Annotated in this window: 10 protein-coding genes; 5 read left to right on the top strand and 5 right to left on the bottom strand. The window is 61.5% G+C overall.

The genetic code is table 11. The features are described from left to right. Positions 1-13 precede the first annotated feature (13 nt). Positions 14-1486 (bottom strand): NAD(P)H-hydrate dehydratase, encoded by a 1473-nt coding sequence (locus HJB83_RS21740; protein WP_221115969.1) that lies wholly within the window; start codon positions 1484-1486, stop codon positions 14-16. A 343-nt stretch (positions 1487-1829) separates the two neighbouring features. Between HJB83_RS21740 and HJB83_RS21735 the strand changes: the two genes are divergently transcribed. From HJB83_RS21735 to hspQ, 3 genes are all read left to right on the top strand, one after another. Continuing rightward, a complete protein-coding gene (locus HJB83_RS21735) occupies positions 1830-2168 on the top strand; it encodes a P-II family nitrogen regulator (RefSeq protein ID WP_003539626.1) in 339 nt (112 codons plus the stop codon). Between the two features lie 79 nt (positions 2169-2247). Further along, a complete protein-coding gene (glnA, locus tag HJB83_RS21730) occupies positions 2248-3657 on the top strand; it encodes a type I glutamate--ammonia ligase (protein WP_003559365.1) in 1410 nt (469 codons plus the stop codon). A gap of 260 nt (positions 3658-3917) precedes the next feature. Then, positions 3918-4247: a heat shock protein HspQ gene (hspQ, locus tag HJB83_RS21725; protein ID WP_207584224.1), complete on the top strand. Its 330-nt coding sequence runs from the start codon at positions 3918-3920 to the stop codon at positions 4245-4247. A 107-nt stretch (positions 4248-4354) separates the two neighbouring features. On the opposite strand, the gene HJB83_RS21720 is transcribed toward hspQ, so the two are convergent. Continuing rightward, positions 4355-5014 (bottom strand): invasion associated locus B family protein, encoded by a 660-nt coding sequence (locus tag HJB83_RS21720; protein WP_207584223.1) that lies wholly within the window; start codon positions 5012-5014, stop codon positions 4355-4357. A gap of 283 nt (positions 5015-5297) precedes the next feature. On the opposite strand from HJB83_RS21720, the gene HJB83_RS21715 reads away from it, so the two are divergent. Beyond that, complete coding sequence (locus tag HJB83_RS21715; RefSeq protein WP_221132606.1) at positions 5298-7100, top strand: extracellular solute-binding protein; 1803 nt, start codon at positions 5298-5300, stop codon at positions 7098-7100. A gap of 64 nt (positions 7101-7164) precedes the next feature. Then, on the top strand, positions 7165-7836 hold the full coding sequence (locus HJB83_RS21710; RefSeq protein WP_221132605.1) for a DsbA family oxidoreductase: 672 nt from the start codon (positions 7165-7167) through the stop codon (positions 7834-7836). Between the two features lie 32 nt (positions 7837-7868). On the opposite strand, the gene HJB83_RS21705 is transcribed toward HJB83_RS21710, so the two are convergent. From HJB83_RS21705 to HJB83_RS21695, 3 genes are read right to left on the bottom strand one after another with little or no spacing between them, the layout of a single operon-like run. Continuing rightward, the gene (locus tag HJB83_RS21705; protein ID WP_207584220.1) at positions 7869-8336 is read right to left on the bottom strand and encodes an OsmC family protein; all 468 of its coding nucleotides are present in this window, start codon (positions 8334-8336) and stop codon (positions 7869-7871) included. A gap of 16 nt (positions 8337-8352) precedes the next feature. Next, complete coding sequence (gene mfd, locus HJB83_RS21700; RefSeq protein WP_207584219.1) at positions 8353-11856, bottom strand: transcription-repair coupling factor; 3504 nt, start codon at positions 11854-11856, stop codon at positions 8353-8355. Further along, the gene (locus HJB83_RS21695) at positions 11853-12158 is read right to left on the bottom strand and encodes a succinate dehydrogenase assembly factor 2 (protein ID WP_221132604.1); all 306 of its coding nucleotides are present in this window, start codon (positions 12156-12158) and stop codon (positions 11853-11855) included. The genes mfd and HJB83_RS21695 overlap by 4 nt, the downstream gene beginning before the upstream one ends. Between the last annotated feature and the right edge of the window lie 21 nt (positions 12159-12179).

Genomic DNA, 12179 nt, shown 5'->3' with positions numbered 1-12179 from the left:
AAGCATCGGCGGGTTAAAGCGGCGAGACGTGGGTCGCGAGCTCCTCCGCCGTCAGGCCCTTGCCGGCGCGTTGGCCGGCCTCTCCGTGCAGCCAGACGCCGGCGGCCGCGGCCTCGAAGGCCGGCAGGCCCTGGGCGAGCAATCCGCCGATGATGCCGGCGAGCACGTCGCCGGAACCGGCGGTGGCAAGCCAGACCGGCGCGTTGGTATTGATGAGCGCACGTCCGTCCGGCGCGGCAATGACGGTATCGGCGCCTTTGTAGACGATCGCGGCATTGGCGAGGCGGGCAGCGGCCACTGATTTATCAACCTTCCCGAGCCCATCGTCGCCGGCAATATCGGGAAAGAGCCGGGCGAACTCGCCCTCGTGCGGCGTCAGCACCAAGCGCGGCTCACCCCGGAAAAGATCAAACAGCTGCTGTGGGTCTTCCTTGAACGAGGAGATGCCGTCGGCGTCGAGCACGAGATGGCGCTCGGCAAGGGCCGAGACAAAGCCGCGCGCTCTGACGCCGATGCCGAAGCCGGGGCCTAGAACGAAGCTTTGCAACCGCTTGTCGGCGAGCCAATCGTCGAGGTCGGCCGCGTCGTCGATTGCGTGCAGCATGACGGCGGTGAGATGCGCAGCATTGGCGGCCATCGCCGCGCGCGGGGCTGCGATCGTCACCAGGCCAGCGCCGGCCTTCAGGCCGGAGATCGCCGACATGCGCGCGGCCCCCGTCTTGTCGGCCTCGCCTGAGAAGACGACCAGATGACCGCGCTTGTATTTGTGGGTTTCCAACTGCTCGGCCGGCAGCACACCCTTCCAGGCATCCGGCCTGTTCTCGGCGATGACGCCGCCCGCCGCAGCCCTGACGATGCGGGCGGGAATGCCGATATCGAAAACCTCCAACTCGCCGCAAAGCTCCCTGCCCGGCATCAGGAGATGGCCGGGTTTGCGCGTCATGAAGGTGATGGTGTTGCAGGCCCGGAAGGCGGCCCCCAACACCCTGCCGGTGCGGCCATCCAGTCCGGAGGGCAGATCGATGGCAAGCACGGGAAGACCTGCCTCGGCGACGCACTCTATGACCGTGCGGACATCGGCCGGCACTTCACGGCCGAGCCCTGCACCGAACAGGCCATCGATGACGACGTCGCCGGTTTCGGGATTATAGAGGTGGAGCTGTTCCCCCTGGATCGCGCATCCGGCTCTCGCGCGAGCCGCATCGCCCTTTAGCCTGGCGGGGTCGCTGAGATGGAAGAGCGCCACCGTCGCCCCGCTCTCCCGCAGATGTCTTGCCGCGACGTAGGCGTCGCCGCCATTGTTACCGGGCCCGCAAAGCACGACGAAGCGCAAAGCTCCGGGATGAAGGCGCAAGGCAGCCGCCGCGACCGCCGCCCCTGCCCTTTCCATCAAAGCGAAGGAATCGATGCCGGATGCGGCAGCGGCAGCGTCGACCGCGGCCATCTCGGCAGGCGTGAGAAGAAGATCGGACAGTTCATGGCTCATCGGCCTATTCAATCAAAAAACGCCTAAAAAACAACCGCCTGAAACACCAAAGAAAAGAGCCTATTTTGTGCAATTGCCTATATTTTCACCCCACTAAGACATAGTTGCGCGACTCCTTAAACTCATGTCTTTTTCGATTTTCGATATGATTTTGATCGAAGGACCGAGTTTTCCCGCTGGTTTGCCGCCAAACCGTCATCAAAATCCCCACAAATGCGGCGGTTTCGGCAAAATCCTCGTATTTTTTTAAGAAGATGGATTTCAAACTGGCACGATATCTGCATCATATCCGGCGAGCGGGAAAATTCCTGCCATAACGGGAGAAGCGGAGAGACATTTTCTCATGAAAAAGATCGAAGCGATCATTAAGCCTTTCAAGCTGGACGAAGTGAAGGAAGCCCTTCAGGAAGTCGGCCTGCAAGGTATCACGGTCACAGAAGCCAAGGGTTTCGGCCGTCAGAAGGGTCACACGGAACTTTACCGCGGAGCCGAATACGTCGTCGATTTTCTGCCGAAGGTAAAAGTCGAGGTCGTGCTGGCCGACGAGAACGCGGAGGCGGTCATCGACGCGATCCGCAAGGCGGCGCAGACCGGCCGCATCGGCGACGGAAAAATCTTCGTCTCCAACGTCGAAGAGGTCATCCGCATTCGTACCGGCGAGACCGGCATCGACGCCATCTGACCCACTTTGCCTGGCGCGCAAAGTTCGATACGGTCAGCGCAGCCATGTATTGTCATCGCAAATCGGAGGAAGGTATTTAATGGCGACCGCAAGCGAAATTCTGAAGCAGATCAAGGAGAACGACGTGAAGTTCGTCGATCTGCGCTTCACCGACCCGAAGGGCAAGCTACAGCATGTGACGATGGACGTTGTCTGCGTCGACGAGGACATGTTCGCTGACGGCGTGATGTTCGATGGCTCCTCGATCGGCGGCTGGAAGGCCATCAACGAGTCCGACATGGTGCTGATGCCCGATACCGAGACGGTGCATATGGACCCGTTCTTCGCACAGTCGACCATGGTCATCGTCTGCGATATTCTCGATCCGGTTTCCGGCGAGGCCTATAACCGCGATCCGCGCGGCACTGCCAAGAAGGCCGAAGCCTATCTCAAGGCATCCGGCATCGGCGACACGATCTTCGTCGGCCCGGAAGCGGAATTCTTCGTCTTCGACGACGTCAAGTACAAGGCCGATCCTTACAACACCGGCTTCAAGCTCGATTCGACCGAACTGCCGTCGAACGACGACACCGACTACGAAACCGGCAACCTCGGCCATCGCCCGCGCGTCAAGGGCGGCTATTTCCCGGTTCCGCCGGTCGACAGCGCCCAGGACATGCGTTCGGAAATGCTGACGGTTCTCTCCGAGATGGGCGTCGTCGTCGAAAAGCATCACCATGAAGTCGCCGCCGCCCAGCACGAACTCGGCATCAAGTTCGATACGCTGGTGCGCAACGCCGACAAGATGCAGATCTACAAATACGTCGTGCATCAGGTGGCGAATGCCTATGGCAAGACGGCAACCTTCATGCCGAAGCCGATCTTCGGCGACAACGGCTCGGGCATGCACGTGCACCAGTCGATCTGGAAGGGCGGCAAGCCGACCTTTGCAGGCGATGAATATGCCGGTCTTTCCGAGAGCTGCCTCTACTACATCGGCGGCATCATCAAGCATGCCAAGGCGATCAACGCCTTCACCAATCCGTCAACGAACTCCTACAAGCGTCTCGTCCCGGGCTACGAAGCACCGGTTCTGCTGGCATACTCCGCTCGCAACCGCTCGGCGTCCTGCCGCATTCCGTTCGGCACCAACCCGAAAGCAAAGCGCGTCGAAGTCCGTTTCCCGGATCCGACCGCCAACCCCTATCTCGCCTTTGCCGCCATGCTGATGGCCGGCCTCGACGGCATCAAGAACAAGATCCATCCCGGCAAGGCTATGGACAAGGATCTCTACGACCTGCCGCCGAAGGAATTGAAGAAGATCCCGACCGTCTGCGGCTCGTTGCGCGAAGCACTCGAAAGCCTCGACAAGGACCGCAAGTTCCTGACGGCCGGCGGCGTGTTCGACGACGACCAGATCGATGCCTTCATCGAGCTGAAGATGGCTGAGGTGATGCGTTTCGAAATGACGCCGCATCCTGTCGAATACGACATGTACTATTCGGCCTGATTGGCCTGAACACGGAAAGTCCCGGTTCGCCGGGGCTTTCACCTCCCAGGGTCATGGACGCCATCACAGCGCCGCGCGTCTTTTCAGACGCACAAAGACGCTGTAACACTTTGAAATGCTGCATAATTTCATCCTTAAATCGATGCCGATCTAAGGAATTATGCAGGAGGAGGATATGACGTTCATGTGACGAGCTTGCGCAAAAATCTTGATTTGCGCGGCACCAATCACCAAATTTGGTGATGAAAGGAAGTCGTACCATGAAAGAAAGAGTAGCAAAGTTCAGTATCGGCGAAGTGGTCCGGCACAAGGTTTTCCCGTTTCGCGGCGTCATCTTCGACGTTGATCCGGAGTTCGCGAATACGGAGGAATGGTGGAATTCCATTCCGGCCGAGGTGCGCCCAAGCAGGGACCAGCCCTTCTATCACCTGCTCGCGGAAAATGAAGAAAGCGAATATGTCGCTTATGTCTCCGAGCAGAATCTGATGAACGATGAAAGCGGCACGCCGCTTCGCAACCCGCAGATCTACCAGATTTTCGATCAGGCCCCGTCAGGGCAGTTCAAACCCAAGATGAGCTTCGCCCACTAAACTCGGTCTGACCGCAGCATCATTCAAGGCCTCGTTCCCGACGAGGCCTTTTCCTTGCGCACAAAAAACCCGGCTTAGCCGGGTTTCTATTCAGTATGGCGGCAGGATTACTGCGCCTTGGCTGCCTTCTGGGCGTCTTCCAGCTTCTTGCGGGCTTCTTCGGCCTTCTTCTGCATGCCTTCCTGCAAACTGCGCTGACTTGCGGCGAGCTTGTTTTCGGAAACCGGTTCGCCGTCATAAGCGCCGGTGAAGCCTTCGAGCGAGATCTTGATCGGGTTCGGGGCGCGACGGAAGTTGATCGAGGTGAAGATCACGTCGCTGCCCTTCTTCAGGCTGGCGATCATCGCGTCGGTCAGCGGAACTTCGGCCGTGCACTTGTCCGGCAGGCAGACGGCGTAGTCGAGCTTCTGGCCCTTGCCGCCGTCGATCTGCATGATGACGCCCGGGGGGATCAGGCGTGCCGTGGGAACCGAGACCTGCAGGAGCTTGCGGTTGATCTTGCCGGAAACCGAGATCAGGCCGACGGCCGTGACGAGTTGGCCGCCATTGGCGAGAATCAGGTTCTGGACAACACAGATGTCGTTGTCTTCCTGCTTGCTGCAGGTCTTGTACCAGCCGAGCTTCGGCGCGCCGGCGGCCTGCGCCTGGCCATCGGCAGGAGCCGCGGCTTCCTGGGCGAAGGAGGAGACCGGAGCCGAAGCGGCGCCGAACATCACTGCCAGAACGGACAGCGCTGCCCGCATTTTCTTTTCAGACTTGAACATCATAACGAATTCCGTCTCCTGATATCCGTTCAGGACAGCGACTTGCCGCCCCAACCTCGGGTCGTTCGGCACTCACCTCTTAAAAAAATAAGGCAAATGCATGACCCCGAAACTTCGGGTTCACCTGTTACATCGCAGCGTTCAAGATATCCAGCATTTCTTTGGCAATTTGAGGAGCATTTCGTCGCGATGCCAAAGAAATCGGCGCTCCGTGTTGGAATCGCTCGACCCCATGATAATCTCCGCGGTGAATCATGCCCGTTTTCGTGGTCTCAAGGATTGCCGAATGCTCCGGATCGTCGTCCCCCTCGTCCTGTCGCTGCTGTGCGGCGCTGTCGCCGCCGAGCCGCTGCATGGCATCGCGATGCACGGCGAGCCGGCTTTGCCGGCGGATTACAAACACTTCCCTTACGTTAATCCTGATGTGAAAAAGGGCGGCAAGATCACCTACGGCGTCGTCGGCACCTTCGACAGCCTCAACCCGTTTATCCTGAAGAGCATGCGCACGACGGCGCGCGGAATGTGGGATCCGGAATATGGCAATCTCGTCTACGAATCGCTGATGCAGCGCTCCAGGGACGAGCCGTTCACGCTCTACGGCCTGCTGGCCGAGACGGTCGAATGGGACGACGACAGGAGCTTCATCCAGTTCAACCTCAATCCGAAGGCGAAATGGGCCGATGGCCAGCCGGTGACGCCCGAGGACGTGATGTTCAGCTTCGAACTGATGCGCGACAAGGGCCGCGTGCCCTTCGCCAACCGCCTCAACGTCGTCGCCAAGATGGAGAAGGTCGGCGAACACAGCGTGCGCTTCACCTTCAACGACAAGGCTGACCGGGAGACGCCTTTGATCTTCGGCCTTTTCCCGGTTCTGCCGAAACATGCGATCGATCCGGAAACCTTCGACCGTTCGTCGCTGACGCCGCCGATCGGCTCCGGTCCCTACAAGGTGAGGACGGTGAAGCCCGGCGAGAGCATCACCTATGAGCGTGATCCGAATTACTGGGGCAAGGACATTCCCGCCAAGGTCGGCACCGACAATTACGACACGATCACCGTCCAGTATTTCCTGCAGGATACGACGCTATTCGAGGCCTTCAAGAAGGGCGATGTCGACGTCTATCCCGACGGCAATCCCGGCCATTGGACCAATGCCTATAATTTCCCGGCAGCCACCTCGGGCTCTGTCCTCAAGGACACGTTCACGCCGAAACTGCCGAGCGGCATGCTCGGCTTCGTGTTCAACACGCGCCGGTCGATCTTTGCCGATCTCAAGGTGCGGGAAGGCCTGTCGCTGGTGTTCGATTTCGAATGGGCGAACAAGAACCTTTATTCCGGCGCCTACAAGCGCACCCAGAGCTTCTGGCAGAATTCCGAGCTGTCGAGCTTCGCCGTACCCGTCAATGCCGCCGAGCTTGCCCTGCTCGGGCCGATCAAAAGCAAAATCGCGCCCGACATTCTCGACGGCACCTACAAGCTGCCGGTCACCGACGGTTCCGGCCGCGACCGCAATGTGCTGAAACAGGCTGTTGGATTGTTGAAAGAGGGCGGCTATGCGATCCAGGGCGGCAAGATGGTGGATGCCTCCGGCCGCCAGCTCGCCTTTGAAATCATGACGCAAAATGCCGACCAGGAGAAGCTCGCCGTCGCCTATCAGCGATCGCTGCAGACGATCGGCATTGCCGCTTCGATCCGCACCGTCGACGATTCGCAGTATCAGAGCCGGACGAACAGCTTCGACTACGACATGATCATGAAGTCCTACACTTCGTCGCTATCGCCTGGAAACGAACAGCTCGGCCGTTGGTCTTCCGCCGCCAAGACCCGCGAAGGCACCGACAGTTTCGCCGGTGTCGCCGATCCCGATATCGACACGCTGATCGACCATCTGCTCAGGGCGCGCTCCGCCGAGGATTTCACCGCGGCGGTGCGCTCCTATGACCGGCTGCTGCTTTCCGGCCATTACGTGCTGCCGCTCTACCATATGGACCAGCAATGGCTGGCACGCAGCAAGCGCATCGGCCATCCCGAGAGCGTGCCGCTCAATGGCTATCAGCTGCCGGTATGGTGGGATACGAGCGTGCAGTAAGAAGAGCCGAATCGGGCCGGCTGAATGTCTCCGTTCTGAGACGCAGAGAATAAGGAAAATCATCATGGAGCGTATCACCATCGACGTCGTCTCGGATGTCGTCTGCCCCTGGTGCTATCTCGGCAAGGCGCGGCTGGAGCTTGCCATTGCCGAGGTGCAGGACCAAATCGGCGTCGACATCAACTGGCGGCCGTACCGGCTCAATCCCGAGTACCCCAAGGAGGGAGTCGACCAGAAGAAGGCGCTGGCGGAGAAACTTGGCGGCGAGGAACGCGTGGCGCAGGCCCACAAGATGCTCACCGATTTGGGCCGCGAGGTCGGCATCGCCTTCGATTTCGAGGCGATCAGGATCGGCCCGAATACGCTCGATGCACATCGGCTGATCCACTGGGCGATGATCGAAGGCCGCGAGAAGCAGGACAAAGTGGTTGCCGCCCTGTTCACGGCGAATTTCGAGGAAGGCCGCAATGTCGGCGACCATGCGGTGCTGCTCGATATCGCCGAGAAGGCCGGCCTCGACCGCCCGGCCACCGCCTCGCTGCTCGCCTCCGATGCCGATCGCGATCTGATCGTTGCCGAGATCACGGCGGCCCAGGAGATGGGCGTCAACGGCGTGCCGTTCTTCATCTTCGACCAGCAATATGCCGTCAGCGGCGCCCAGACGCCCGACGTGCTAGTAAACGCGTTGCGCGATATCGCCAAAGCGAAGGCCGAGGCGCGATCCGGGCTCAACTAGCAGACGGCAAAGGGCCGGCAACGATTTCAGCGTCAGCCCAGAACTGGAACGCAGCGCACCTCGGTCTTCACCGAATTGGCGATGAAGCAGTCGTCATGGGCGCGATGGTGCAGGCTTTCGAGCTCACTCAGGGAAGGCTGTTTGTCGCCCCTGAAGACGACATGCGGACGGAGCGTCACGACGGTCATGGCGAGGCGGCCTTCGGCGTTCTTCTCCATGATGCCCTCGGCGGCATCGGTGTAGCTGTCGACGCAGAACCGCTGTTTGGCGGCAATCGACAGGAACCAGAGCATGTGGCAGCTGGAGAGCGAGGCGACGAAAGCCTCTTCCGGATCGACGGCGTCTTCGACCGAATAGGGCAGCGGAACGACATGCGCCGAGGAGGACGCCCTGACCTCGATGCCGCCGTCGAAGCTCCAGCGGTGGGCACGGCTGTAGCGGTTGTCGGTGAATGTCTCGCCGTTCCGGTCCCAAGCGATCCTTGCGCCGTATGTCGCCATCCTCAAGTCCTTCCGTTTATTTCGCCATCTCGGCCAGTTGCGTCATGATAACGGCAGCGCCCTGCAGGCGCTTTTCCGGCGTCGGCAGGTCGCGGGTCAGGAAAACGCTGTGGTCGGGGCGGATTTTCGCCATCGCGCCCTGCTTGCCGATGTAGCCGACGAGGTTTGCCGGGTTGGGGAATTCCTTGTTGCGGAACTGCACGACGACGCCCTTCGGGCCGGCATCGAGCTTTTCGACATTGGCGGTGCGGCAGAGCGACTTGATGTAGACGATCTTCAGGAGATGCTGGACCTCGATCGGCATCGGCCCGAAACGGTCAATCATCTCGGCGCCGAAGCCGTCGATCTCCTTGAGTTCGGTGATTTCGCCGAGACGGCGGTAGAGCGCCATGCGCAGATGCAGGTCGGGCACGTAGCCCTCCGGGATCATCACCGTCGTGCCGACCGATATTTGCGGCGACCAGCCGGTGTCGTGGATCTCGTCGATACCCTTGACCTCGGCGACCGCCTCTTCCAGCATCTGCTGATAGAGCTCGAAGCCGACCTCCTTGATGTGGCCGGACTGCTCTTCGCCGAGCAGGTTGCCGGCGCCGCGGATATCGAGATCGTGGCTGGCCAGCTGGAAGCCCGCGCCGAGCGTATCCAGCGACTGCAGCACCTTGAGCCGGCGTTCGGCGGTGGCCGTCAGCACCTTATTCACAGGCAGGGTGAAGAGCGCGAAGGCGCGCACCTTCGAGCGGCCGACGCGGCCGCGCAGCTGATAGAGCTGGGCAAGGCCGAACATGTCGGCGCGGTGGACGATTAGCGTGTTGGCTGTGGGCACATCGAGGCCGGATTCGACGATGGTGGTCGACAGCAGCACATCGTAACGGCCCTCATAAAAGGCATTCATGATGTCTTCGAGTTCGCCGGCCGGCATCTGGCCATGGGCGACGGCGACCTTCAGCTCCGGCAAATCCGACTGCAGGAAGGCATGTATGTCCTCGAGGTCGGCAAGCCTAGGGCAGACATAGAAGCTCTGGCCGCCGCGATAATGCTCGCGCATCAGCGTCTCGCGGATGATCAGACTGTCGAAGGGCGAGATGAAGGTGCGCACCGCCATGCGGTCGACCGGCGGCGTGGTGATCAGCGACAGTTCGCGCACGCCGGTCATCGCAAGCTGCAGCGTGCGCGGGATCGGCGTCGCCGACAGCGTCAGCACATGCACGTCGCTCTTCAGCTCCTTCAGCCGTTCCTTGTGCTTGACGCCGAAATGCTGCTCCTCATCGATGACGAGCAGGCCGAGATTGGCGAATTTGATGCCGGCGCCAAGCAGCGCATGGGTGCCGACGACGATATCGGTCTTGCCTTCGGCCACTTCCTTCTTGGTCAGCGCCAGCTCCTTGGCCCCGACCAGGCGCGAGGCCTGCTGGATGCGCACCGGCAGGCCGCGGAACCGCTCGGAAAAGGTCTTGAAATGCTGGCGGGAGAGCAATGTCGTCGGCACGACGATGGCGACTTGGGCGCCGTTCATCGCCGCGACGAAGGCGGCACGCAGCGCCACTTCGGTCTTGCCGAAGCCGACGTCGCCGCAGACGAGACGGTCCATCGGCCGGCCGGCGCCGAGATCGGAGCGCACGGCCTCGATGGCGGCATCCTGGTCCTCGGTCTCGTCATAGGGGAAGCGGGCGGCGAATTCGTCGTAGAGACCTTCCGGCGTCGTCAGCATCGGCGCATGGCGCGTCAGGCGCTCGGCGGCGATGCGGATCAGCGCATCGGCCATGTCGAGCAGGCGCTTCTTCAGCTTGGCCTTGCGCATCTGCCAGGCGCCGCCGCCGAGCTTGTCGAGCTGGGCCTCGGTGCCCTCGCCGCCGTAGCGCGAGAGAAGATCGATGTTTTCGACCGGCAGGAAAAGCTTGGCCTCGTCGGCATATTGCAGTTCGAGGCAGGCATGCGGGGCGCCTGCGGCCTCGATGGTCCTCAGCCCGATGAAGCGGCCGATGCCATGTTCGGCGTGAACGACGATCGAGCCTTCGTCGAGGCCCGCGACCTCCGAGATGAAATCGGCGGCGCGCTTGCGGCGCTTGGAGCGGCGCACCATGCGGTCGCCGAGGATATCCTGCTCGCCGATGACGACGAGGTCGCCGGCCTCGAAGCCGGCTTCGAGACTGAGTACGGCGGCGGCCGCCTCGCCTCTCGCCAACGAGCCGAGATCCTTCAGCGCCTCGACCGGCTTGACCTTTTCCAGGCCGTGTTCGTTCAGCACCTGCAGCAGGCGCTCCAGCGAACCTTCGGTCCAGGCGGTGACGAGCACTTTCGCGCCGCCGGCGCGGCGGTCGGCGATATGTTTGACGACGACGTCGAAGATGTTGATGCGTTCTGCATCGCCGCCGCCTTCGGCATTCGCGCGAGCCCAGCGCTGGCCCTGGCGGGCGTCGATATTGACGACGCGGCGCGCCTCGCCCTCATGCTCGTTGAAGGGGCTGATGCGGATCGCCCCGAGCGCGTCGAGGGTCTTTGCGAAAAGCTTGCTGTCGAGATAGAGCTGGCCCGGCGTCACCGGCTTGTAGGGCGTGCCCTGCGCCATCTGGCCCTTGGCCGGCTGGCCGGAATTCAGCCGGGCGTCGTAATAATCGAAGACCAGCTTGGAGCGCTCCTCGGCTGCCTCACGCACCGTATGGTCGGTGACAACACGGAAGCCGCTGAGATAATCGAAGACGGTATCGAGCTTCTCGTAGAAGAGCGGCAGCCAATGCTCCATGCCCGGATAACGCCGACCCTCGGAGACGGCGAGATAGAGCGCGTCGTCGCGCGTGGTGGCGCCGAAAGCCGAGAGGTAATTCTTGCGGAAGCGGCTGATCGTATCCGGGGTCAGTGTCACCTCGCTCATCGGGTTGAGATCGAGGGAGCGCACCTGGCCCGTCGTGCGCTGGCTTCCCGGATCGAAGCAGCGGATCGATTCCAGCGTGTCGCCGAAGAAATCGAGGCGGACCGGCTCTTCCGAACCCGGCACGAAGACGTCGAGAATGCCGCCGCGCACGGCATATTCGCCGACCTCGCGCACGGTTGCGACACGCTCGAAGCCGTTGCGCTCCAGGCGGCCGGCAAGATCGTCCATGCGCAGCTGGTTGCCGGGACGGGCTGAAAAAGTCAGGCTTTCGATGACATCCTGCGGCGCCACCTTCTGCAGCATGGCATTGGCGGTGACGAGGACGATGGCGGCATGCGGCTTCTTGCGGTGGGCGATGAGGCCGCCGAGTGCTGCAAGCCGGCGGGCCGAGGTATCGGCACTCGGCGAAACGCGGTCATAAGGCAGGCAGTCCCAGGCCGGCAGGGTGAGAACAGGAATGTCGGGGGCGACAAAGCCCAGCATCTGCTCGAGATCGGCCATGCGGTGGCCGTCGGACATGACATAAGCGACCGGCTCTCCCGCTCGGGCGAGTTCGGCCAGCAGCAGCGGTTCCAGACCTGACGGCACATTGCCGATCGTCAGCGGCTCGGCAATGGCCGCAAGCTTCTTCGCATCGAAACCAGGGATCATTCCGGCGTCCTGAGGGGCTGGTCGAAATCGGGTGTGTAGGCGGCAAGGCGGGTAAACATCGGTGTCTGGAAACGCTCGGGCACCGGCCATGTTCCCATGATCCAGCGAACAAGGTCATTGTCCTCTTCCGCCATGATCGTCTCGAACTCGTCAAGCTCGGCTTCCGAAAGCGTCGCGATCTCGGCTTCGGCGAACTGGCCGAAGACCAGGTCCATCTCGCGGATGCCGCGGTGCCAGCAGCGGAAAAGGATCCGGCGGCGGCGCGGGTCGAGACCGGCACTGGTGAGCGTGACACCTGTCATGGCATTACCTTCCTGTTGATG

The organism is Rhizobium sp. NZLR11 (assembly GCF_019685115.1).
Taxonomy (GTDB): Bacteria; Pseudomonadota; Alphaproteobacteria; order Rhizobiales; family Rhizobiaceae; genus Rhizobium.
This window is presented reverse-complemented; position numbering and strand designations above follow the sequence as displayed.